The organism is Candidatus Pantoea floridensis, from assembly GCF_900215435.1.
Lineage (GTDB): Bacteria > Pseudomonadota > Gammaproteobacteria > Enterobacterales > Enterobacteriaceae > Pantoea > Pantoea floridensis.
Map to the genome: position 1 here is coordinate 2,682,656 of NZ_OCMY01000001.1, position 25,448 is coordinate 2,708,103.

Annotated in this window: 18 protein-coding genes; 5 read left to right on the forward strand and 13 right to left on the reverse strand. The window is 46.2% G+C overall.

All coding sequences use genetic code 11. The features are described 5' to 3' along the window. The first annotated feature begins 48 nt into the window (after positions 1 to 48). The 5 genes from CRO19_RS12600 to CRO19_RS12620 all read left to right on the forward strand — a co-directional run bounded on the left by CRO19_RS12600 (position 49) and on the right by CRO19_RS12620 (position 8,556). Positions 49 to 1,500, forward strand: coding sequence for a TolC family outer membrane protein (locus tag CRO19_RS12600; RefSeq protein WP_097096109.1), 1,452 nt, complete (start codon positions 49 to 51; stop codon positions 1,498 to 1,500). Further along, positions 1,497 to 3,668: a type I secretion system permease/ATPase gene (locus CRO19_RS12605; RefSeq protein WP_097096110.1), complete on the forward strand. Its 2,172-nt coding sequence runs from the start codon at positions 1,497 to 1,499 to the stop codon at positions 3,666 to 3,668. Before CRO19_RS12600 ends, CRO19_RS12605 begins: the two co-directional genes overlap by 4 nt. Beyond that, positions 3,665 to 4,891: an HlyD family type I secretion periplasmic adaptor subunit gene (locus CRO19_RS12610; RefSeq protein ID WP_097096111.1), complete on the forward strand. Its 1,227-nt coding sequence runs from the start codon at positions 3,665 to 3,667 to the stop codon at positions 4,889 to 4,891. The genes CRO19_RS12605 and CRO19_RS12610 overlap by 4 nt, the downstream gene beginning before the upstream one ends. Before the next feature lie 289 nt (positions 4,892 to 5,180). Then, positions 5,181 to 7,298: a capsule polysaccharide biogenesis protein gene (locus CRO19_RS12615; RefSeq protein ID WP_097096112.1), complete on the forward strand. Its 2,118-nt coding sequence runs from the start codon at positions 5,181 to 5,183 to the stop codon at positions 7,296 to 7,298. A gap of 13 nt (positions 7,299 to 7,311) precedes the next feature. Next, positions 7,312 to 8,556, forward strand: a complete 1,245-nt coding sequence (locus tag CRO19_RS12620; protein WP_097096113.1) for a capsule polysaccharide biogenesis protein — start codon at positions 7,312 to 7,314, stop codon at positions 8,554 to 8,556. Between the two features lie 80 nt (positions 8,557 to 8,636). On the opposite strand, the gene rfbC is transcribed toward CRO19_RS12620, so the two are convergent. The 13 genes from rfbC to CRO19_RS12685 all read right to left on the reverse strand — a co-directional run bounded on the left by rfbC (position 8,637) and on the right by CRO19_RS12685 (position 25,216). Next, on the reverse strand, positions 8,637 to 9,212 hold the full coding sequence (gene rfbC, locus CRO19_RS12625; protein ID WP_097096114.1) for a dTDP-4-dehydrorhamnose 3,5-epimerase: 576 nt from the start codon (positions 9,210 to 9,212) through the stop codon (positions 8,637 to 8,639). A 59-nt stretch (positions 9,213 to 9,271) separates the two neighbouring features. Beyond that, positions 9,272 to 10,159 carry a dTDP-4-dehydrorhamnose reductase gene (rfbD, locus tag CRO19_RS12630; protein ID WP_097096115.1) on the reverse strand — a complete coding sequence of 296 codons (888 nt, stop codon included), beginning with the start codon at positions 10,157 to 10,159 and terminating at the stop codon, positions 9,272 to 9,274. 9 nt (positions 10,160 to 10,168) lie between these two features. Further along, positions 10,169 to 11,050, reverse strand: a complete 882-nt coding sequence (gene rfbA / locus CRO19_RS12635; protein ID WP_097096116.1) for a glucose-1-phosphate thymidylyltransferase RfbA — start codon at positions 11,048 to 11,050, stop codon at positions 10,169 to 10,171. Between the two features lies 1 nt (position 11,051). After that, entirely contained in the window at positions 11,052 to 12,125 is a 1,074-nt protein-coding gene (rfbB, locus tag CRO19_RS12640) for a dTDP-glucose 4,6-dehydratase (RefSeq protein WP_097096117.1), read from the reverse strand. Positions 12,126 to 12,412: 287 nt separating this feature from the next. Continuing rightward, on the reverse strand, positions 12,413 to 13,441 hold the full coding sequence (locus tag CRO19_RS12645; protein ID WP_097096118.1) for a glycosyltransferase family protein: 1,029 nt from the start codon (positions 13,439 to 13,441) through the stop codon (positions 12,413 to 12,415). Beyond that, entirely contained in the window at positions 13,429 to 15,447 is a 2,019-nt protein-coding gene (locus CRO19_RS12650) for a glycosyltransferase family 2 protein (protein ID WP_097096119.1), read from the reverse strand. The genes CRO19_RS12645 and CRO19_RS12650 overlap by 13 nt, the downstream gene beginning before the upstream one ends. Positions 15,448 to 15,533: 86 nt before the next feature. Further along, a complete protein-coding gene (locus CRO19_RS12655) occupies positions 15,534 to 16,439 on the reverse strand; it encodes a glycosyltransferase family 92 protein (protein ID WP_097097651.1) in 906 nt (301 codons plus the stop codon). A gap of 582 nt (positions 16,440 to 17,021) precedes the next feature. Beyond that, positions 17,022 to 17,597: a cytidylyltransferase domain-containing protein gene (locus CRO19_RS12660; protein WP_320204480.1), complete on the reverse strand. Its 576-nt coding sequence runs from the start codon at positions 17,595 to 17,597 to the stop codon at positions 17,022 to 17,024. Further along, complete coding sequence (locus tag CRO19_RS12665; protein WP_097096120.1) at positions 17,594 to 18,250, reverse strand: HAD family hydrolase; 657 nt, start codon at positions 18,248 to 18,250, stop codon at positions 17,594 to 17,596. Before CRO19_RS12665 ends, CRO19_RS12660 begins: the two co-directional genes overlap by 4 nt. Continuing rightward, positions 18,234 to 19,847: an aldolase catalytic domain-containing protein gene (locus CRO19_RS12670; protein WP_097096121.1), complete on the reverse strand. Its 1,614-nt coding sequence runs from the start codon at positions 19,845 to 19,847 to the stop codon at positions 18,234 to 18,236. Before CRO19_RS12670 ends, CRO19_RS12665 begins: the two co-directional genes overlap by 17 nt. Further along, positions 19,835 to 20,929 (reverse strand): hypothetical protein, encoded by a 1,095-nt coding sequence (locus CRO19_RS12675; RefSeq protein WP_097096122.1) that lies wholly within the window; start codon positions 20,927 to 20,929, stop codon positions 19,835 to 19,837. The genes CRO19_RS12670 and CRO19_RS12675 overlap by 13 nt, the downstream gene beginning before the upstream one ends. Beyond that, complete coding sequence (locus tag CRO19_RS12680) at positions 20,910 to 21,908, reverse strand: hypothetical protein (protein WP_097096123.1); 999 nt, start codon at positions 21,906 to 21,908, stop codon at positions 20,910 to 20,912. Before CRO19_RS12680 ends, CRO19_RS12675 begins: the two co-directional genes overlap by 20 nt. Beyond that, the gene (locus CRO19_RS12685; RefSeq protein ID WP_097096124.1) at positions 21,905 to 25,216 is read right to left on the reverse strand and encodes a glycosyltransferase; all 3,312 of its coding nucleotides are present in this window, start codon (positions 25,214 to 25,216) and stop codon (positions 21,905 to 21,907) included. The genes CRO19_RS12680 and CRO19_RS12685 overlap by 4 nt, the downstream gene beginning before the upstream one ends. Positions 25,217 to 25,448 lie beyond the last annotated feature (232 nt).

Sequence of the window (25,448 nt, forward strand, 5' to 3'; positions counted from 1 at the left end):
AGGGCACAAGGATGTGCCCCTTTCTCTTTAATGACTGGTGGACTATCGATGGAACTGATGCACTCAGGCGCAACTTTTCGCCGTTCGTTTAAGCTCAGCGTTCTCTGTGCGGGCATGGCTTTACTTTACAGTTCTCAACTTTTAGCGGCCAGTGACGCGTTAACCCGCGCGGGGCAGATCACCTCGGCAGGTTTAGCGCAACAGCAAGAACTCCCTTCATTAACCGGTGAGGTGGCCGAACCCGCACTGGCAAACGTACCCGACTTTCTCACCATCAACCAGGCGGTACAGCGCGCTGTCCAGTGGCATCCGGATATCGCCGAGGCCGTGGGCAAGATGCTGGAACAGGCCAATCAGGTTGATGTGGCGAAAGCCAAATACTATCCGCAGATCAGCGCCGGCATGAACAACGGCTACAGCAACGCCTACAGCGAGAAGGGCTTCAGCCCGTCGTTTGTGCTGTCGGTGTCGCAGATGCTGTATGACTTTGGCAAGGTGAGCAGCTCGGTACGCTCCGCCGAAGCTGGCGTGGCGCAGGAGCAGGCCAACGTATTGGTCAGCATCGATACCGTCGCGCACGATACCGCTGCGGCATTGGTGGAAGTGCAGGGTTATCAACAGCTGGTGACAATTGCCCAGCAGCAGCTGGCGGCGCTGAGTAAAATTGGCGATCTGGCGCGGCAGCGTAATGAAGAGGGCGCGGCTTCACTCTCCGATGCCACGCAAACTGACGCGCGTATCGAAGGTGCGCGCACCACGTTAATCCAGTATCAGGCCAATCTTGACCGCTGGCGCGCCACGCTGGCGACCTATCTCGGCTGGCCGCTGGTGAAGAAGGTTAGCGATGATTTCCCCGCCAAACTGACCCAATCCTGTCAGGTGGCGAAAGCCGATGACAAGCTCAATCCCTCGGTATTAGCGGCCTGGGCGCAGGCTAATCAGGCGCAGGCCAAGCTCGATAATGCCAATGCGCAGAACATGCCAACCCTCTCGCTGGAGCCGCAGGTAACGCACTATCTCAACAATCATTACTCCGGCAGCGAGACGCTGGATCGCACGCAATATTCGGCGTTTGTGAAAGTGGAAATGCCGCTGTATCAGGGCGGCGGTATCACCGCCAGCCGGGATGCGGCAGCCAATGCCTTGCAGGCCGCCAATGCGGCCGTCAACTCGGCGCGACTGAAAGCGCGCCAGCAGCTGAGTGAATCGCAGAACGAGTCGCAAAGCCTGTCGCTGAGCCTCGCGATTATGGGACGGCAGCAGTCGCTGGGCGAGAAAACCCAGTCGCTGTATCAGGATCAGTATCTGCAACTCGGCACGCGTCCTTTACTGGATGTTTTGAACGCCGAGCAGGAAGTGTTCCAGACGCGTTTCACCCTGCAGCAAACCATCAGCCAGTTACGCTCACTGCAGCTCGATTGCCTTTACAGCACCGGACATATGCGGTCAGCGTTTGCACTGAATAATCAGCGGATCCAGTCCGTGGAGATCCAGCCATGACGCAATTACAGATTCCCGATGCGCCCGACAGCGCCTCCGGGGGCAACGTGCCCTTACACGGATGGGCCACCGCCATCATCCTGATTGCCACCCATTATCGCTTGCCCTGTTCGCCGGGCATGATCATGGCCGCCGCCGAATGGCAGGGCAAACAGACGCGCGACAAAGCGCTGCGCCATCTGGCGCGTCAGGCGGGTTTATCGCTGCAGCTGTATGAAGAGAATAAGTGGGAGATCACCAGCTGGCGGCTGCCGCTGGCGATAGAGCTGGCCGATGGCCAGGTGGGCGTGATTACCCAGTTTGATGGGGACGATGAAGTGCGCGTGCACTTCGCCGGTGATGAGCAGCCCGCGCCGATTGCGCTGGCAACGCTGCTACCGGAAATCCGCTTTGCCGCCGCGCTGCGTCCGGTCACCGCGGCCAAGGACAGTCGCGTCGATCGCTATCTCGCCGGGGTAAAGCCGGATTGGCTGCGCCGCCTGGTACTGCACGATCTGCGACCTTACGGCTACGTGATGCTGGGATCGTTCCTGATCAACCTGCTGGCGCTGGTTGGCATCATCTTCTCGATGCAGGTGTACGATCGCGTGATTCCGGCGCAATCCTATCCAACGCTGTATGTGCTGTATATCGGCGTAATTATCTCGGTGGTGTTTACCTACATCCTGCGCGTCGGGCGCGATCACGTGACCGATCTGCTGGGTAAACGCGCCGATATGCGCGTTTCCGATCGGGTATTTGGTCACGCACTGCGGCTGCGCAACAGCGCCGTACCGCGCTCGACCGGCACCTTTATCTCACAGCTGCGCGAGCTGGAGTCGATCCGCGAAATGGTCACCTCCACCACGGTGACGGCGATTGTTGATATGCCGTTCTTCCTGCTGTTCCTGCTAGTGATGGCGATTATCGCGCCGCAGCTGGCGTGGATTGCGCCAGTGGCGGTGCTGTTGATGGTGCTGCCGGGCGTGATGAGCCAGAAAAAGCTGTCAAAACTGGCGCAGCAGAATCTCAAGGAGTCGACGCTGCGTAACGCGGTGCTGGTGGAGAGCGTGCAGGGGCTGGAAGACATCAAGCTGATGCAGGCGGAAGATCGTTTCCTGCAGCAGTGGAACAGCTACATTCGCATCACCGCGCAATCCGGCGTCGAGATGCGCAAAGTGATGCACTCGCTGATCACCTGGGGCGTAACGGTGCAAGGGTTGGTGTATGCCAGCGTGATCGTGATTGGTGCGCCGATGGTGATCGACGGCGATATCACCACCGGTGCGATTGTTGCCGCCTCGCTGCTCTCGTCGCGCATGATTGCGCCGATGGCCACGCTGTGCGGCGTGCTGGCGCGTTGGCAGCAGGTAAAAGCGGCAAAAGGCAGCCTCGATGCGCTGATGAACTTGCCAGTGGAAAACAGTAAGGACGAGACGCGGATCCACTCGCCGGTGCTGTTTGGTCACTACCAATTTACCGACGCGATGTTTCGTTACTACACCGATTCGCTGACTATCGCGCTGCGCATCAAAAGTCTGACCATCAAGCCCGGCGAGCGTGTTGCGGTGCTGGGGCGCAACGGATCGGGTAAATCAACGTTGCTGCAGGCGATGATCGGCGGCATCGATCTCGTCGGCGGCGAGCTGCGGCTGGATAACCTCAGCCTGCCACATATTGATGTGGCGGATGTGCGGCGCAACGTCGGCCTGCTGACGCAAAATGCGCGCCTGTTCCACGGCACGCTGCGTGAAAATCTCACCCTCGGCGCGGCACACGCCACCGATGATGCGATCTTCGGTGCGCTGACCGTGAGCGGTGGGGCAGATTTTATTCGTCGTCTGCCGCTCGGCCTCGATCATCCGATCATGGAAGGCGGCACGGGATTGTCCGGTGGCCAGCGCCAGTCGCTACTGCTGGCGCGCATGCTGTTGCGCGATCCCAATATTATCCTGCTGGATGAGCCGACGGCAGCGCTCGACGATCACACCGAGAAAGAGTTTATTGAGCGTCTCGGTCAGTGGTTGAACGGCCGCACGCTGATCGTGGCGACGCACCGCGCGGCGATCCTCGCGCTGGTGGATCGTGTGCTGGTGCTGAAGGAGGGACAGCTGGTGATGGATAGTCCGAAAGAGAATGCTCTGCCGCCGCCGCGCGCCAGTGGCGGCCAGCCGGAGGCGCAAGCATGATAAAACAACTCCCGGCACGACTGCGGCTGGTGACCGCAGCAGAAGTGGATTCCTCCGACGATCTGTTGGGCGAGCTGCGATCCGAAACTCACTACACCGGCGCGGTGCGCCTGATTGTCATCAGTACCGCGTTGATCCTGATTACGGTGATCTGGGCGTGGTTTGGCGTGCTGGATGAAGTTTCTACCGGCACCGGCAAAGTGATTCCCAGTTCGCGCGATCAGGTGTTGCAATCGCTGGAGGGCGGCATCCTGACTGAACTCTATGTGCATGAAGGCGATCAGGTGCAGGCCGGGCAAATCGTCGCGCGCCTTGATGCCACTCGCTCGCAATCCAACGTCGGAGAGAGTGCGGCACGCTATCGCGCTGCGCTGGCTGCGGCTGCGCGTCTGACTGCCGAAGTGAACGATCAGCCGCTGACGTTTCCGGCGGAGCTGGATAAATTTCCCGATCTGAAGGCCTCAGAAGCGCGGCTGTACAAAACCCGCCGCGCACAGCTCGCTGATGCCACCGCGCAGTTTAATCAGTCACTGGCGCTGGCCAACCGCGAGCTGGCTATCACTCAGCGGCTGGCTAAAACTGGCGCCGCCAGTAGCGTAGAGGTGCTGCGCCTGCAGCGTGATAAGTCGGATCTGGAGCTAAAGCTCACGGATATGCGGTCGCAATATTACGTGCAGGCGCGTGAAGAGCTGGCAAAGGCCAACGCCGAAGCCGACAGCATGGGACAAGTGGTGAAAGGGCGTGAAGACACGGTAACGCGTATGACCATTCGTTCGCCGATGCGCGGCATCGTGAAAAACATCAAAGTCTCCACCGTTGGCGGCGTAGTGCCACCGAATGGCGAGCTGATGAATATTGTGCCAATGAACGATCGCCTGCTGATTGAAGCGCGCCTTTCACCGCGTGATATCGCTTTTATCCATCCCGGCCAGCGCGCGGTGGTGAAGATCTCGGCTTATGATTACGCGATTTATGGCGGCCTTAACGGCGTGGTAGAGAGTATCTCGCCGGATACCATTCAGGATGAGGTCAAACCAGAGATTTACTATTACCGCGTGTTTATTCGCACCGATAACGACTATGTGCAGAATAAAGCCGGAAAACGCTTCTCCATCAGTCCGGGAATGGTGTCTGCGGTGGATATCAAAACCGGTGAGAAGACGATAATGGATTACCTGATCAAACCGTTTAACAAAGGTAAGGAGGCGATGCGCGAACGCTGATTTACGCGGGTCGCCAGGGACGGCGACCTAACAATACCTCTACCCATTCAAGCCTGTTTCTTCTTCCCTCTTCAGAATAAATCAATCCTTTCAATAAGAACGGCCTCAAAGCTTGCTAAAGGCGACATAACTGTCAGGTAACCGCACTTTTAGCTACGCGCAAAAAGCATAAAAATAGCGCCTGTTCGAATTTTCGACTGATTACACATTACGTCTTATGTATCAATGCCGTCACTGGGATGAAGGGGTTGCTACAGAATCTGCAACACCTTCACACACAGGAACTGGTATGTCTGCAACTCGCGTCTCCGCTGGTTCGGCGCAGAGCGTCGAGCCGATCGCCTCTGTCACCGCTAGTGAGACAGGCTCCATCGGCATATTTTCCTCCGGCATTTGGCGCATTCCGCATCTGCGCACTTTTCTGTCACAGCCGTGTCACAAGCTCTCTGCGCGCCGCGCGATACCTGACGACATCACCACCGTTGCGGTGTGGGGCCATCGGCCCAGCGCGCATAAGCCGGTGGAGATGGCGCTGGCGGCAGGTAAACCCATCTTGCGGCTGGAAGATGGGTTTATCCGCTCGCTGGATTTAGGCGTAAATGGCGCGCCGCCGCTCTCGATGGTGCTGGATAGTGAGGGCATCTATTACGATGCGCGCCAGCCCAGCACGCTGGAGCGATTGATCCAGGATCGTACTGGCAATCAGGCGCTGCATGCTGACGCACAGCAGGCGATGGATATTATCGTCGCGGGGGATTTGTCGAAATACAATCACGCCCCGGCATTTAGCGTGGGCGAAATGCTAAAGCGCGAAATCGTGCTGGTGGTGGATCAAACCTTCAACGATGTGTCGGTGCAATATGGCAACGCGTGTGCAGAGCATTTTGCTGCGATGTTACAGGCTGCGCTGGATGAAAACCCGCGCGCTATGGTGTGGGTGAAAGTCCATCCGGATGTGTTGCAGGGCAAAAAAGCCGGCTATTTCGCCCATCTGCAAGCCTCTGCGCGGGTGCATCTGATGGCGGATAACGTTAGCCCGCAGTCGCTGCTGCGTCACGTCTCGCGGGTGTATGCGGTGACGTCGCAGTATGGCTTTGAAGCGCTGCTGGCGGGTAAACCGGTGACCTGCTTTGGTCAGCCGTGGTATGCGGGCTGGGGCTTAACCGACGATCGCCATCCTAAGGCGCAACAGCTGGCGCAGCGTCGTGGCAACGCCACGCTGCATGAACTGTTTGCTGCCGCTTATCTGCGTTACTGCCGCTACATTCATCCGGTGAGCGGTACAGCCGGGACGCTGTTTGATGTGCTGAACTGGCTACAGTTGCAGCGCCGTCATCAGCAGCAGCGCCACGGACATTTATGGGCGCCGGGCTTAACGCTGTGGAAATCGACCATCCTCAAACCTTTTCTGCGTACGTCGGCTAATCGCTTGAGTTTTGCGCCGCGCAGCCGTCAGGCCACAGCCTGCGTGGTGTGGGGCGTGCGACATGAACAGCGCTGGCAGGACAAACTGCGCGGGCGGCATCTGCCGATCTGGCGTATGGAAGATGGCTTTTTGCGTTCCTCCGGTTTGGGCTCGGATCTGCTGGCGCCGCTGTCGCTGGTGCTGGATAAACGCGGCATTTATTACGATGCATCGCGGCCGAGCGATCTGGAAGAGTTGCTGAATAACAGCGATCTCACCCCGGCGCAGCGGATGCGTGCGGAGCAGCTGCACCAGCGCTTAGTGGCAACCAAAATCAGCAAATATAACCTTGGCGCGGAGTTCATCTTGCCGGCAGCAGCTAAGGGCAAACGCGTGCTGCTGGTGCCGGGCCAGGTGGAAGATGATGCCTCGATTGCAACCGGCACCTTCGCTATCAATACCAATCTGGCGCTGCTGCGTACCGTACGCGAACGCAATCCTGACGCGTTCATTATTTACAAACCCCATCCCGATGTGCTTGTCGGCAACCGTAAAGGTGATATTGCCGCCGAAGAGGTAGCGCGCTTAGCGGATTATCAGGCACTTGATGCCGATATTATCCAGTGCATTCAGCGCGTTGATGAGTTGCATACCATGACCTCGCTGTCTGGATTTGAAGCGTTACTGCACGGCAAGCAAGTGCACTGTTACGGCATGCCGTTTTACGCCAACTGGGGTGTGACCGTTGACGAATACCGCTCCAGCCGTCGCCAGCGTCAGTTAACGCTAGCGGACCTGGTTTATCAGGCGCTGATTGCCTATCCCACCTATATCCATCCGGTACGACAGAACGCGATAAGCGTGGAAGAGGCGGTGACGTGGCTGCATGAAGCGCCGCGAGCGCAGATGCAGCTTTGCAGCGGCAAAAAAGGCTATGCCATACGGCAATCACGCAAACTGGCGATGGTGCTAAAAGTCGCGCTGCGTAAATATCAATTTTAAATGAAGGTAAGTGATGAAAGGGAATGCCTTTAAAAAACTGATGGCCGGTAAAAAATATCTTTTACTGCAGGGCCCAATGGGACCTTTTTTTAACGATATTGCTGAATGGCTGGAATCTCACGATCGTGAAGCCGTGAATGTGGTATTTAACGGTGCCGATCGTTTTTACTGTCGCCAGCGTAAATATCTGCCTTATTTAAAATCAGAAAAACAATTTCCGACATGGCTGCGCGATACGCATCAGGAATATAATTTCGATACGATTCTTTGTTTCGGTGATTGTCGGCCTATGCATTTGGCGGCTAAGCGCTGGGCACAGGCGAGAGGAATTCGTTTTATTGCGTTTGAAGAGGGCTATTTGCGTCCGCACTTTATTACGGTAGAAGAGGGCGGCGTGAATGCCTTCTCATCATTACCGCGCGATCCCGAGTTCTATCGCCAATTACCTGAAATGCATGCGGTGCAGATTGAACCCTTCCAGCCTTCCACCCAGAAGCGCATTGGCCACGCCATGTGGTATTACGCCGTCGGCTGGTTTTATCGCCATGAATTTAAAAACTATCGCCACCATAAGTCCTTCTCACCCTGGTATGAAGCCCAGTGCTGGGTAAGGGCTTACTGGCGTAAGCAGTGGTACGGCTGGCGTCAGCGCAATGTGTTATCCCAACTGCAGTCCAGCCTGGATCAGCGTTTTTTCCTCGCGGTTTTGCAAGTCTACAATGACAGTCAGATTCGCAATCATAGTCCATATGAAGATGTGCGCGATTATATTAATGAAGTGATCTTTTCATTTTCAAAGGGCGCATCGCGTGATGCGTTTTTAGTGATTAAGCATCATCCCATGGATCGCGGGCACCGCTTATATGCACCTCTGATTAATAAGCTGTGCAAAGATTATGGCGTCGCGGGCAGAGTCATCTATGTTCACGATTTACCTTTGCCTGAACTGCTGAATCATGCAAAAGCCGTTATCACCATCAACAGTACTGTTGGGATCTCGGCATTAATCCATGGAAAGCCGCTAAAGGTCATGGGCAACGCGTTTTATGATATTCAGGGATTAACCTATCAGGGACAGCTGAATCAATTCTGGAATGCCAGCTTTAAACCGGATATGGGATTATTTAAGAAGTTCAGAACTCATATCATTGCTAATACGCAAATCAATGCGGTTTATTACGGTGGTGATAAACCGCGTCGTGAAGGGGAAAGGAGTGTGGTCTTCAGGGAGATGAATGAAAGAATGGATGTGGTGTGATTGCAGGGAACGTAATCAGAATTAAAGATAAAGGCGCAAAGTATTGCGCCTTTATAATATAGGTGGGGAATGGATGCTTTCTAACTTATCGTTGCCAGGGAATCGGCTTGTTCACTTAATGAACTATTAAGACTGTCGGCCAGTTTATCTTTTTCTGAAATAATCAGTTCAACATCAATATTCGGCCACGCGATACCAATTTCTGCATCATCCCAGCGGATACTGCGCTCATGTTGTGGTGAGTAATAGTTGGTTGTTTTGTAGAGAAACTCGACACTCTCACTCAGAGCCATAAACCCATGCGCAAAGCCTTCGGGTATCCATAGTTGGCGTTTATTTTCCGCGCTGAGTATTACCCCCACCCACTTGCCATAGGTTGCAGATCCCTGGCGGATATCCACCGCGACATCAAACACCTCGCCAACAGTGCAGCGCACCAGTTTACCCTGAGCCTGTGGGGCTAATTGATAATGTAATCCGCGTAATACACCCTTTCTCGATTTCGAGTGATTATCCTGGACAAAATTGACGGGGCGACCGACTGCGTTTTCGAAAGCTCGCTGATTGAAGCTTTCGCAAAAATATCCGCGGTCATCGCCATATACGGTGGGTTCAAAGATGATCACTTCTGGTATTGACGTTTTAATAATCTTCATGCTTATTTTTCTTAATAAGTTTTAATGCAAGTGGTGCGTTAGCGAGTTAAGTCTTGTTCTTAAGAAACAAGTTCTGAAACAACACGCGCCACATCGCAACGCCAGTCAGGCAGGGTTACAATAAATGCCTGCTGGAATTTTCTGTTGGATAGTCGTGAATTTAACGGTCTTCTGGCCGGAGTAGGATATTCAGCCGTTGATATACTGGTTACGGTATTTATCTTGCTGGCTGTATGATATTTTCTGGCCACGCTAAACGTATATTTTGCATACTCTAGCCATGAACATTCACCGCTAGCGACCAGATGATAAGTACCATATTTAGATTTATGCTGTATCTCATCCCGAATAGCGATGGCGGTACAATCAGCGATTAAGCTTGCGCTGGTCGGTGCGCCGATTTGATCGTTGATAATCGATAAACTCGATTTTTCATCAGCAAGTTTTAGCATCGTGCGCAGGAAGTTTTTTCCACGGCTGGCATACACCCAGCTGGTACGAAAAATAAAGTGGCGCGGATTGTGGCGAGCAATGGCGTGTTCACCGGCCAGCTTAGTCTGGCCATACACATTGAGTGGTCCGGTGGCTTCATGCTCTTTTCGGTAGTGGTCGCCGCTGCCATCGAAGACATAATCCGTAGAGTAATGCACCAACAAAGCACCAAGCTGGGCCGTCTCCCGCGCCATAACTTCCACGCTTTCGCTATTTACCAGCAATGCGGATTCCCTATCCTGTTCTGCAGTGTCTACCGCCGTATAGGCCGCGGCGTTAACCACCACATCAGGCTTGAGAGAGCGAATGGTATTTGCAATACCTTCAGGCTGGGTGAGATCGCCGCACAGCGCTTCATGGTGTCGATCAACGACCGTCACGCTCCCGAGAAGAGAGAGGGAACGTTGCAGTTCCCAAGCCACTTGTCCGCTGCGGCCAAACAGTAAAATATTCATACCGATCCCTTACTGCGTGGCGGATTCTAAGGCGATAAGCTGGTGCAGATAGCGGCCATAGTCAGATTTTTGCATCAGCTTAGCCTGCTTTAATACCTGTTCCTGATTTAGCCAGCCTTTATTGAAGGCAATTTCTTCCAGGCAAGCGACTTTCATTCCCTGCCGCTTTTCAATGGTATGAATAAATTGTGATGCTTCATTGAGACTGTCGTGGGTGCCGGTATCCAGCCAGGCGAAACCACGGCCTAATAATTCCACTTTCAAATTACCCTGTTCCAGGTACATTTGGTTTAACGTGGTTATTTCAAGTTCACCCCTTGCTGAGGGCTTAACCTGTTTAGCCATTTCAACCACATGGTTATCGTAAAAATAGAGACCGGTTACTGCGTAATTTGACTTAGGCTTGACCGGTTTTTCTTCTATCGATATCGCATTGAATTCAGGGTCAAATTCAACGACGCCAAAACGTTCAGGATCAATAACAGGATAACCAAATACCGTGGCTCCGCAGTTTAAGCTGGCCGCGCTCTCTAGTTTTTTACCAAAACTTTGTCCGAAGAAAATATTATCGCCCAGTACCAAAGCGCAGGAATCATTACCGATGAAATCCTCACCCAAAATAAATGCCTGAGCTAAACCATCTGGAGAGGGTTGTACTGCCCATGATAGTTCTATGCCAAATTGCTCACCGGTGCCCAGCAAGCGTTTGAAAGAAGGCATATCTTCCGGTGTGGTGATGATCAGGATTTCTCTAATGCCAGCGAGCATCAAAACAGAAATCGGATAATAAATCATCGGTTTGTCATATACCGGTAATAACTGCTTGGATACGCCCTGAGTAATAGGATAAAGGCGCGTGCCAGAACCTCCGGCGAGAATGATACCTTTCATCTTAATTTGTTTCCTCTGGCAAACCTAAGCGTTCGCCTGAATATGAACCGTCAATAACACGTTGCCACCAGGTTGGATTATTCAAAAACCACATCACGGTTTTCTCGATGCCACTTTCAAAGGTCTCTTCCGGTTGCCATCCGAGATCATTAAATATCTTGCTGGCATCAATCGCATAGCGCATATCATGGCCCGGTCGATCGGCCACGTAAGTAATGAGATCGGCGAAGTGTTTAATCCCTGCTGGTTTTTTCGTAATATAATTATCCAGGATTGAGCAAATCTCTTTTACAACATCGATATTCGCACGTTCGTTATGTCCGCCGATATTATAGGTTTCGCCAATTTCCCCCTCGGTTGCCACTTTAACCAGCGCGCGTGCGTGATCTTCGACATAAAGCCAGTCACGGATTTGCATACCATTACCGTAAATCGGTAAAGGCTTACCCGCGATGGCATTTAATATGGTGAGTGGAATAAGTTTTTCCGGGAAATGGTAAGGGCCATAATTGTTTGAACAATTGGTAATTAATACCGGAAAACCATAGGTACGATTCCATGCCCGTACCAGATGATCGCTGGCGGCCTTTGATGCCGAATACGGGCTGCTGGGCTGGTAAGGGGTATTTTCTGTAAAGAGGTCATCCACACCATGCAGATCACCATAAACTTCATCAGTAGAGATATGATGAAAACGAAATTGCTCTTTCAGCGCGGCAGGACGCTTACCGTAATATGCGCGGGCTGCTTCCAGTAAACAATAAGTACCAACAATGTTAGTTTGAATAAAGGCATCGGGTTTATCAATTGAGCGATCAACATGACTTTCAGCCGCTAAGTGCATCACAATGTCAGGTTGATGCTGAGCAAAGATGCGTTCCAGCTCGTGCTGTTGACAAATATCAACGTGTTCAAAGTGAAAACGTTCATTTTTGGCAACGTCACTGAGGGAATCGAGATTACCGGCGTAAGTTAGCTTGTCGATGACAATAACGTGATGATCAGTATTATTGATTAAGTGTCGTGCAACGGCAGAGCCAATAAAACCCGCACCGCCAGTGACAATGAATTTCATTTCGAAATAGCCTCAAGAGACTCTGCGTACAGAGTAAATTAAATATGAACATGCTATCGCTCTGGCTTAGAGCTGCCAGAGCGCTTAATAACTATTAATAGGATGGATAAGGCAGAAATCAGCGGGTCAGGTATCTGCTCAAAAGTTCAGCGTATTATACGCAATCAGTGAAAATTGAAATTGCATAAGACCGTGCAGAGTTGTCGGTATTTCACTGAGTAGATAAGGGTGATCATAAAGGGGAGTATGGTGTGATTATCTAACTCACTGAATGCAAGAGAAAATATCTAAAGATTCGTTAATGTCTGAGTAAACGCCAGGGCATTGCTTGCCAGATGTTGACGTTTTTGATCGGAATTAACCAATAGCGTCAGCGTTTCTACCCACTTCTGTGGATCGTTATTCAGCAGCACGCCATTGATATTTTGCTCGATAAAATCACTGTAGGGGGCGCAGTTGCTATATACGCCCACCGCGCCCATGCGGACGAAATCGTAAAATTTCACCGGCCCGCGTGCCTGGTTAAATTCTGATGCCAGCAAAGGAGCCAGGCCAATATCGACATGATGATGAAGGGTATAATCCAGATAATTTTGCCAGCTCATCGGATGCAGGATCGTCACTCGAGGCAGGTCACGGTAGAGTTTATAGATTTCGTGCTCGCCAAAAATTTCGAAACTGGCTTGTGGGCACGCCGTGAGTACCCCCTCGATCACTTGCCGCAGCCAGTATTTTTCCGCCTGATGCGAGCGAGAACCATGGTAGGCAATTTTCACGGGTTGCCGCTGCGTACACGTTCGGGATAGGGGCAACGGCGCAATTACGTCTGGCTTAAGATGCGCATATTTGTTCGCCAGAAACGGTGTTGAAACCCAGATAGTGTCGCAGTGTTCGGTGATCCAACGATGCTGGGACGCAGAGCGGCGGATTATTTTGGTTCGATAAGCTTTGGGCAGGGCTTCTAATGCTGAAGGATCAAACAGGTCATCATCCATAAAATAGATAACCTGCGAGAGCGCATCGATATTACGCTCGATTTCGCGTTGCCATTGCTGGGAAATAAAGCGGATAACCACGATGGCGGCACCCTTATCAAAGGTCATCGCCGGCGTCGTTAACGTATCTACTAACTGGCACTCTGCTGCGGGAAAGCGACATTTTATTGCCTCCGCAAAATACGCCAGCGTTGGCGAATCTCCCTCATGCAGAATTAATAATGAGCGGCATTCAGACCAGGCATCATGTTGATTGTCGATACTCTGCTTATTCAACCTTAAGTAGGGTCTAAAGAGTGCTTTTCTGATTAACTCATCCATGGGAGCACCACGTTGGGAGCATGACTTAAGGAGAAGTCAGGACGGTCATAGCTCAGGTTAGGATTGTAAGCAGGGTCGTGTTTTAACCGCTGCGCCCAGCGTTTTTTCATATATCGCAGTTCTCGTTGTGCACGCGCCAGCTGGTGCGGGGTGGCATCTTTTCCGCGAGATACTGATTCATGATGATAAAGTTCAGCAAACGGTGTCCACACGATCCGTTTCCCCGCTTCACCCACGCGCAGACAATAGTCTACGTCGTTAAATGCCACTGGCAGATTAACTTCATCCAAACCGCCCAGATCGAGGAAGAGCTGGCGATGGGTTAACAGGCAAGCAGCCGTCACTGCCGACAGTTCCTGCGCGCATACCGCTCGGCGCTGATAACCGGGTTTATCGGCAGCCAGGCCACTGTGAAAATGGTCGGCGCAGCCGCCTGGTCCGACGGCATCCCCTGCATGCTGAATACGTCCATCGGCGTAATAGAGTCGGGCACCGACCACGCCCACGCCAGGGCGCAGAACATGTGAGACCATCTCATCCAGCCATAATGGGTTGAGTACTTCGGTGTCATTATTGAGCAGGCAAACAAGTTCACCGGTTGCCTCGCGCACCGCAGCATTGTTGATAGCTGAATAATTAAACGGCTTATCCCAGCGAATAACCCGTACGCCATAGTCCGAGCTGATCTGCTCCAGATAAGCAAGAGTAGCAACATCGTCGCTCTGGTTGTCCATCACCACCATTTCGATATTAGGATAGCGGGTCTGCTGCGCGACACTTTCGATGCAAGCTTTAAGGTGCGTCAGGCCGTTGCGGGTGGGAATAATCACCGAGACCCGCGGCAAGGTTGCTGGCAGTGGCCAGCGCCAGCGACAGATACCGTGAGGAGCAGCTTCCACGACAACCCCGGCCGGGAAAGCGGATAACTGACGCGCAAGATTTTCATAGTCGTCAGGCTGTTGCGCGGCAGCAGGCAAATGCATTAACAGCGCGGGAATATGTGCAATATGAGAAGTCTCATGCTGGCTGGACAGCTGCAGCCACCAACCATGGCACTCTCCCTCATTTTGGGGGATGTGTGATGTGCCGTCTTCGCGCCACATGCCGCACCAGCCGATATAGTTTTGACTCTGCAGCAGCGTCTCATTCCAGTCCGGCTTAAAATTTGGCGCATTACGCTTACCTTTGTCATCCAGCAGATCATGATCGCCGTAAATCCACTGCGCATTAGGCGTTTGCCTTAGCTGATGTGCCAACCAGACGAGAGCTGCAGGAGCCAGCTCTGCCCCCATTGGGATCGTCCATTGCCATTCACCGGTAGGTCTGTTGGTTTGCGATGGCGTCGCACCATGTTCAACCACAGTGACGAGATCTGTCGGGTAGCAAAGCGCTGCAATGCTGGCCAGTGTGCGCCGACGAGCCGCGTTATCGTTGCCGTTAACCAGATGCAGACAGACACGGGGAAGGGTGTTCCAGCGAGCAAGCAGGCGTTCAATGGCCCGGCGCTCGCCGTGCTGTATTAGATCAAAATTGGCCAGCCAGTGTTCGTAGGCGTGTAGCGGTTTGTCATCGCGAATCTTACCCACCAGATCATAGGCCTGCTGCAAATCGGTAAACCATAAATGCCAGCTCAGCCCCAGCCGCCTCCGCTTGTGTGCGGTCAACCGCTGATAAAAAGGCCATACCCGACGCAACCGGCGCCACAGGCTTTCTTGTGAAGATATGCGTGCAAGGCGGATAACCTCAAACTGGCAATCCGCTCCTTCGCTACTGGCAAGCAGAAACAGCTGGTTAGCTCCCATTGGCAGGAAGACCATTTCCTGTAAGGTGCCACGGCGTGTGATCGGCAGAATCTGCTCGTACCATATTCCCCGGCGACACTGCCAGCGCAGTCGGGTTTCTCCGCGCGGTTGATGGGTGCGCAGAGTTCCCTGAATAAGTAACCAGCCAGCGCGCGTTGACCAGGAAGTGGGTAGCGCCAGAGGCTGCCAGTGGCAATTATGCATATGAGAATTCACGGACCGGGAGAGGGAAGGCCGCCTCCGGGCTCCTGTTGAAAGGTGATTCGGGAATATAAAAGGTGTGGTGCAGCTCAACCCAGCAAGGTTTTCATTCGCTTACCCAGCCAGGATGGCTTTTTCTGCGGTGTTTCTTCGGGCAGGGCATCCAGCAACTCTTGTAGCCGCGCCATTTCCACTTTCACTTTGGGCGCCAGTGACGCTGCAAGTAAGCAGGTTTCATCATTGCGGTCGTGGGCTTTGAAATAGGCTTTATGTTTAACGCGATTAGCTGTGGCCGCGCTGCCGCGCAGGTGCTTGCCGAGCAGGAACTCCTCCAGGGATTTGACGGCGTAGTGGTTAACGCGCACGCCGTCCCAGATGACTTCGTTACTCACTCCGTAACTGTGTTTTGGATGAGGAACCAGATCATTTCCCCGCGCATCGATATAACGGCCATAACGCAGATTAGCAAAGTGAGGGTTATGGAAATGATTGATGCGCTCCGGCCTCACTACACTCTTGAAGTTATGGTGAACGTTGAATTTTAGCGGCGCACGCTTGGTAAAGCGTTCTGTAACCAATCCTTCGTTAGCAAACACTTCTCCACTGGAGCCAAAGTTAGACCAGTTAAGAGCAATAGCGCTAACACTGTCATCCACGAAGCGCGCACCAAAGAATTCGGGTAAATTTATGTCCGTTGATAGCGGTAATAAAAATTCATCGGCATCGATAAAGGCCAGCAAATCAATATCGCGTGAACAGGTGCGCAAAATGCGATCGTAAGCGGGTATTTGGGGTTTTTGATTATAGAGATTTGGCTGATCGAATACGGTAACAATTCCCAAGCGCGCCAGGGAGGCGAGTAGCTCTCTGCTTCCGTCACGACTTCCGTTATCAGCAATAATAAAACCCGTTACGCCTAAAACGCGATGCCAGGCTATCCATTCAAGTAAGCCTGAGCATTCATCTTTTATGATGGCTGCAATATGAAGGTTCAAAGGATTATCCAATTTATTGGTCGAACCCTGTGCCAGCATCATATGTAATATGGAAAAGATGGCACAGGAAAGATATATTTTTAACGAATGGAAGTGAGGTTTAACTCAACTAGCCAGATAATTAATTTATCACACTTCAGAGTAATATTGAGTGGAGGGGGAGGATGAATTCAAGTTAAACCCTTATTTCAGATTGAGATGGTCCTCTGTTGGTTGCTGCAAAAATCAGTAATTACATATGAATTATTTATGCTAAATAGATGCTTGCGAGTGGAAGCGTTAATCCTGAAAGATAAGCATGAGAAACATGAGTTAATATCCATTATTAAAAAGAGGTGTGAGATGGTCTTTTCAATTTCACGTGCGGTTTTATTCAAGCTTCTATGATTGTTTGACTGAAAGAAAAGTATTTTGAAAGAAGGGGTAATATGATGAAAGTTTGATGTTTATATCATCTTCCATTCCCAATATTATCTCTCTCTAGTTCTTGCTTGTATTTCCATAATTGTTCCGCAAGTTTGAAATCATCTGGCCAGTCGATATCTAAAGATTTTATTTTTTCTTGCATGTAGATAAAAGGTTTTATTCCAATTCGGTCGGAAAGTTTATATAGTTATCTCTAGTGGTAATAAATGCTCCGCTATCAACTTCATAAAGAGGTTTTATTTTCTGAGTCATTGGCCATTTCAGTTCATCTCTATTATAACTAACAGGATGATACTCATTCCAAATAAAACCTTGCAACTTATGTGCGGTCATCAAAGAGTCGTAGCCCTGTTGAAGCACAGAAAAGTAAGAGTCTATTATTTTATTATAATCAATATCTGTTATAAATGGAGAAGTAACATGTGTCCAAATAATATGCTCGTCACTGATAATCGTAGGGACATATTTTATAAGGTCATCCGTAGTTGTGGCACAACTTCCTAAATGGTCAGGTCTTTCATCTAAAACTATTCTTGAATCCTTATCCTTACTGGCTAACTCTAACACTCTTTCATCATTTGATGATACGACTATTGAATGTATTAAAGAAGAGTTTTTCAATTGGTTTAATTTTATTCTTAATAATCCTCCTTTGATTCCAGAAAAATCCTTAATGTTTTTATCTGATATTCTTTGACTACCTTTACGGCAGGGAAGGAAAGCTGTAATCATTTAATGTCTCCCCATGAATTTATTACACTATGTCCATTATTCAGTGCCAGTTCTGTTAGTGAGGAACTAACATTTGAATGCTTTAAATATCCTATAAAATCAATTCCATTTTCTTTGGCCGCGATCAGGTCTGATACTGCGTCGCCAAACATTACTGCATTACTATTGTTCTCCTTTTTAAGAATTTTTAAAACCAGGTTTGATTTGCTCTCTGGCGAGCCATAAATATCAGAAAAATAGACATCTAAGCCTCTTTTTCGCAAAGAACGTACTAATCCGACTTGTTCTGAACCGCTGGCTATATATTTTTGCCCATGAATTGAGGAAATAAAATCTTCGAAACCAGAAGTGATACTTGCGGTGAGGTATAAGTCGTCACAATGAGATGCAAATCTTTCTAATATAGATGATTGAATGACTTGTTTTTCTTCATGTCGAACACCTAAAAAATTTTCCAGGAAAAATTTTACGTGATGAAAACGGGATAGGCCAAAGTTATTAGTGAAGTATTCTATACATTTGTCTACGCTGGATGTTTTAAAATAGAAACTATTTAATGTCTGAGTCATTGCATCGATTTTTAATCTATTTGAATCCAGAATAACACCGTCGCAATCAAAAATATAAATATCGTAATTATGAATGGATTGCATGAATTGATCCTTGATTAACTGGATATTCAGTCGGCGTTAAAGAGGTAAGCTCACATTTGGGACTTAGTTTTTTATATTCACCTAAAATTTCCAACATTTCATGTTGTCGATGATCGCCCTTACCATATCCATCGAAACCAACTAATTTTATTGACTTAGGATTAGCCATGGCTAAGAGTCCAAGTACATATGCACTTGTTAGATCATATGGAGAGTTAACAACATAATTTTTGATTGAATATGTAGTAGAAGAACTATTAAAGCCTACATCTATGATGTTCAGGTGTTCAATTTCTAACATTTCACTGCAACTAAAACGATGCTTAGGCAATATAAGAGTTTTGTTTAATTTTTTATATTTATGGAATTCAGAAAGGAATTTTACATTATGAGAAACGACGATGTAGTCTATCAATGATTCATTGATGTGTTTATTTAAATTTACGGAGATGACTATCGGTTTTTTTAATTTAATATATAGTTCAATGCTTTTTTTATAACGTTCACATGTTGAGCCATTAGCTAATAGAAGAACATCTTGTGCAAGGAATTTATTTTCAATTAGAGCTGTTCCTGATGGAGGAACTAAATCGGAGTTAAATTTCAATGCTGAATCAAGGACTGAGCCATTATAAGATGTAGCGCCTTCGAGATCACTTAAATATTTTATTGCACCAACGATTTCATCCGTTTCGTAGTGAGTGTTAGATAGTAAGTTTTGTATGTAAGTTGGATGAACATCATTCTGAGCGCCTAAGAAATAAAGTAAATTACTACCCCAGCCATACTCCTTTTGCATAGTTTCAAAGTGGCGAATTACAAGATCATAAATAGGCGATGGATTATATTTTTTATTATTTTTGTCTAAAATCGCAAGTAAGTATTCAGTTTGAGTATTTCCAGCACCACGACCCATACCGGTAATTGTACTATCAACCCATGTCACACCCTTATCAATAGCAGTAATTGTATTGTCTAAACCTTTACCCATGTTGTTATGAGTGTGAATTCCGATCGGTCCTCGCCATTCTGTGCGCAGAGCTGAAATAATACGCTCAACTTCCAAACTATCCATATTCCCAAGAGAATCAGCAAAGTAGAGTACATCTAATACATCCCATTCTCTTGCTAATCTTGCTTTTTCGGCGATAATATGGTCTGGTTTACCTCCAGCCTGCATAAGATTATAACCGACTAAATATCCCATCTCTTTAAGCTTTTTAACAATTGGTGCAGAGTGCTCAACTTCATTAAAGTGTGCTGCCACTCTTACTAATTTAACTTTACTCTTTTCCGCTGGTACAAAAAGCTTTTCAAGCGCATTTTCAATACCAATGCTTGCGCTAAGAATTGTTTTAGCATCAACCATTACGCCATATGTTGGTCCGCTTGGTAACTCCAGTGTGTTAAGATGTTGTTCGGTAGTATATGCATATGCACCTAAAAATCCTGATTGAGGGAAATTTCTAAGTCCGAGTTCTATATAATCTATATTCGCCTCAGCTGCAGATTTTAAGTATGAAGTTACAATGTTATCTGGAAAGTCCCAGTTGTTGTAATAGCCACCATCACGTAATGTACAATCTAAGATAAACATAAGCAGTTCCTAATAAAATGTTTGTTTAATGAGTCTTTGAATGCATTAATATCAAATTTATCTTGCGTGTTACCGTTCATTGAGCTCTTCAGTAATGCATATATAAACAGGAAGTTCGGGACGTCGTTCGTGATTTCAAAAATAATGCTAGATCGAAGTCTGTTTTTTAGATTTGGAAAATCAATGTAAGTTTTTTCTTTCCAGTTTGCTTTTTCTAAATAGGATTGTGCTTTTTCTCTTGCATATTCGTTTCTATATTCAGAGAAAAAAATTAGCCTTCTTTCTTCTTGTCGCTTAGTAAATAATGCATCATCAGCTCTTGATGTTTGCACGTTAACATTGAGAGATATAATGCCTTTGGATAAATAATAATGAATGGTTCTAAAAAAAACACCATTACCTATGATAACGGTTGGCTTAGAGCAGTTGAGTTCTTTATCAATAGCACACCTAAACCTTAAGCAAGAGAGGAAACTGTCAGTCACAGAATTGTTTGTTACTAAGTTTAGTAAGAAATTGTAGCCAAATATAGATGGATGCAAACTTGAATCTATAAACAGGAAGTCTAAGTCTAAATTATTTAATTCACTCAGAACTATTGTTTTAGAATGGTATCTTTTTTCAAAGAAAGCATAATTCCAATGGGGGTGGTTATATTCATCCCCCTCAGAATGTCTACCTGATTTTTTATTTGTGAATTCACGAATGTATAGATCCCAAAATATAAGCTTAACGTTTTTCATTTCACTAATTACATCAAGTGAATCAAGACATTTTGCTAGCATTATTGAATCATTTACACTGTTGATGTTCTCTTTTACAATTCCGAGGCTTCGTGTTTTTTCATTGTTTAAAACGGCATTTCCAAATCTAAAGTCGCCAATTAAAATATAAATCTCATCATATTTCTTAACTGCTTCATTTAAAAACGAAAGCAGTCCTTCATCCCATATAGGAAGCCCTCCTATAGCATAGTTATCATAATGAGGAAGTTCTGTAAGGACATTGTTGAATAATTGTTCCCACCGCACGATATGAGATGGCCCAATAATGCATTTTTTATTATTGATTCTTTCTGGCATCTATTTTCTCTTTAATGGTGTTAAAAAAATCGACTTTATTACTCAATGTTCTAAATCTAATGAACAAGGGTGATAATTCAACTATTTTATTATTTCCATTGAATGGTGATATTCTTGTAGAAGAATTAATGTTATTTTTAAGGCACCTGGTGGATATTATTAAGCTCAATTTTCCTAATTCCAGAAGTGCAGTGCAGTCAGATAACTGAGCAAGTAACCAATCATTTCTAGGATTGTAGAGGTCTATCAAGCTATTTCTAGAGAAAATAAACTGAGATAATAAAAGATTTCCTGCTAACTCCCACTGGTCATCTTCGATATATAACAGAGATAAAAGAATCATCCCTTGAATGGCATTCCAATAGCATAAAGGGTTAAGATTAATTCTATAATAATTTTTTTTTACTAAGTTAAGAAATTCTTTTGCTTCTTCTTTTCTATCTAGTGCTATTAGTAACATTGCTAATGTTGCAGAAGATGATATAAACCATCTTATCGAGTGCGGGTTGGTATCATCGACGGCTGCGTCGTACTTTCTTTTTAAACAAACAATGTCATCTATTATGTTTTTTCTCTTGTCAAGATCATCTATTATTCGATAGGAAATAATTGTTAGCATCGCTCCTAAATATGGGCAGTTAAGAGGTATTTTTTTGATGTTATTCTTAACAAGGAAATATAATTCATCATTTGTGAATTTTCTAGCTCCCGCATTTACGATACTCTCAGTCATGTAATCATCGTTAAAATAATTATTTTTATCTAATATGAATTTATCAAAATTAACATCAATTTCATTGACAGAGATAATGCTTTCAAAAATATCAATTGCATCAATTTGTATTATTAGAACATAACCATCTTTTTCTGCTTTTAATTCATAAGGTTTTTTTAATGGTAAGCCTTTTATTTCAATAAAAGGATCTTTACAACTGTCTAAAAGAATGTGAATGTTATTTTTTTCAATGATGATATTCATACTAGAGTTCCATAAATTTTAAAAAGTTCATCAACTTGTGAGCAATCAAAGCGAATCACTTTAGGGGGTGCAACCCCTTTAAATTTGACAGTGTTACAATTAATTGTGTTGAGTACTTTATTCAAACACTCTGCCTCAGGTTTTATTATAAATCCAGTTTCACCTTCAATGATATCTTCGCCTATGCCTCCGCGATCACTTGCTACTATCCAGCATCCACATGCTGCAGCCTCTCGAGTTACCAGTCCAAAACTTTCAGGCCATATTGATGGAGAAAAAAGTACATCTATTTGACGGTAAAGCTCAACAATATTATCTTGGGAGAATCTCCCCAAAATAGTTACCGGAACTATTCCCCATAGAGTTTTTTCTAAATAATTTTCGTCTTTGCTATGGTCTACAACAATTAATTCAATATTATTTGGTTGCAATTTTTCAATTGCTGATTTCAATAAGAAGTAGCCTTTATGTTCCGACATGCCACCGATATGTCCGCATATGACCTTTTTACTTTCACTGGTTTCCTTTAACGCCCAAGGTTGGTTAGAACTAATACCATTTCGATTGATATGAATTTGGTTGATACCGTTTTTACGATAAATTTCTGCAAATGATTCTGATACTGTTAATAACTTATTGGCACCTAATAATAAATCAGTAAGATATTCTGCACGCTCTATTGATTGTGAAAATGTAATGTTATTAGGTAGTGCCCTTGGAGCAAAACGATCTGGATGTCCTTCACTGTATACTTTGCCATTGGAATCTACCAAGAATTGGTAATCTGAAATCCACCATGCATCATGTACAGTAACAATATACGGAATGCCAGCATTCTTTGTAGCTTCCACTACTGAACCAGTTAGCCTTTGCACACAGTGGAAATGTACCAAATCAGGTTTTTCAAGCTCTAGAAATTTTTCAAAAAGTGAATACATCTCGGGATCTTGAGGATGCCAATCCATATTTTCACGATGAAGTACCGTTGAACGGTAAACGGTAATCCCTTCTTGCCTGTATGTTTCTAATTGATAAGGTTTGGTACAGCGTTCATCAGTAGTGAATACCGTAAGTTCAATGTCATTTCCGTACTTATGTTGAAGAATAGCTGCATTATCAGCTACGACGCGTGTAGCTCCACCAATGGACTGAGGAGGAAAAAAAACATTAACCAAAGCAATTTTATGTTTTTTAGGCTTTTTACTAACAAGACCATCAAGTTGAGTTGCGAATTGTCTGCCGAGAGAGTCAGTACTATAATTCTCTTCTGCCTTTGCAAAAGATTTTTGAGCTAATTGCTGTCTTAAATTTTTATTTTCAACTAATTTACATAATGCAGTAAACCACTCCTCTTTACTCGTGACAAGTAAAGCATCTTCTCCATCAATAAGTACATCTCTATAGTTCTGAGTGCTACTTAATACGGATGGGACGCTGAAGCGAGCGGCCTCTAACCATTTCAATTCGCTCTTACACGCATTTATTGGGTCATCATGTAATACTGCCAAATTAATATCAGCCTGTTGCAGTAAACTCAAGTAAGCTTTGATGCTTGATATTGGTGGAACTTGCTTCAACTGTGAAGAAAAATTTTCGATAAAATGAGTCGGTAGTTTTAAATAACCTACGATAATTAATCGTACGTGGGGATATTTTTGTAAAATTCGTGTTAGTGCAGGTAGGGCTAGCTCAGTGAAATCACTATTATGTGCCTGCGTACCACTTCCATAAAAAATATCAATAGTCCCATCATTTTTTTGTTCAACGTTTCTGAGAATATCACGATCATCTATCCCATTACGATGAAGAAGACACATACCATTTGAAACTAATACCTTAAGTTTTTCACAGAGAGGGAGTGTTGATGCGATACCGTACTGGCATAATCGTGCCGCTGCATAAAACAGCCCCATACCTTTACGCAACTCAATGTGAGTGTCTAATGTAACGTACCCACCATAACTCTCAAGATTTGCGGGATATAACGTATCAAAAAGTAGATCATCTATTTCAAAGAATGACAATTTTCCGGCAGCATTGACTTTTGCAATGGCTTTAATTACTTCTGGTACTGCTGGTACTCTATAAAATATGACTATATCATTTAAGGCTAATTCATTACTCTTGTCAGCTAAATCTGTCCAACTAATACAAGTGACAATTTTTCCTTGCCGCTTAAGCTGCTCTGCTTTTTGGTTGATACGATACCGTACACATTGAGGAATATGATAATCACCAACAATAAGGATTCGATTACTATTGATGCTGACTTTTGGATTCGGATTATTTGTGTCCCCATAAGCAGAAAGGTATGACTTATAAATGTTTTCAGTACACTGCCAGGTAATATCTCGTAAATCTTTTCGCTTATCAAGTATCGCTAGTGATTGTAATTGACTTGAAAGACTAGTGAAATATTTTCTTGCATATAAATCTAATTGTTCTATTTGTTGTGTGAACTCTGGATGAGAATTGCAGCCTTTGGCAATGGTTGTTAATGCTTCATAATGCAAATGACATGCACTTTCGGCTTTTGCTAATGATGTATACAAGTAACGGCTTGAATTTTCCTTGTGATTTTTAGTTGTCTTTATTTGAGCTTCATAATATATATTTAATGCAGCCCTAAAATCTCCTGCATCTAAATAAGTGTTTCCAAGAAGTTCTAAAACGCGCGCTGTAGAATGAAAATACAGAGACAATTGATAAGCTGAACGAGCCGCTAGACGCTCATGTTCCGAACCTTTCTCTTTATAGGTGAGATAAAATGATTTACCAAGCCGTTCATAGAAACTTGCATTATCACCAGGATTATCAGCAAATTTTATAGGTTGAAATATTTTTCCTCTAAGAACGTCCTGGATCGTTTCTATTGTTACATGCTGGTCATTATCTTTGTTTAAATCTATAAACTTTTCAATATCGTTTTCATTTATTGATAGGGAAGCATAACCACCGTGTGTTTTCATCCATTCGGCCAATGTTCTAGCACGGCCTTCTTTTTTTCCATGGATTAGCCAGTGTATTTTTGCCTGGGTTTTATTCAATCCGCCACTTTGACCAATATCAGGGTAATTTCGGCAGTAAAAGTCAGGATCTATTTCAAATTCATATTCATTTATATTGTGTAATTCATGGTTTTTTAGTAGCTGCTGTATATTTGGACTGCGTCTTTCATGTATCCCATACTGTTGCCAATGTCGCTGTAAGTCTTCGTCGCTTTTATCGGAAAGATCGTTGTAATATTCCCCGTAAAATTCGGTATCTAATTCTGGTGATGATATGGTCTTCTTTTTTCGCTTAAACATAGATCCTACAATTTATATTGATGGTTTTTCAACCTATGAAAATAGTGGGGTGTTAGTTTTATTACAGTTCTAACAATAATAAAAATAAATATAGAGGTGTTTCAAAAATATAACCCAACTGTTTTAGTGTGGTTTGCGCTTATTAAATGTTTTAAGTGTTTTGTTTTTAAGGTTTTCACTTAATAAACTTCACTATGGCATTAATTTTAATTGCTCATTTAAATCTTTACAC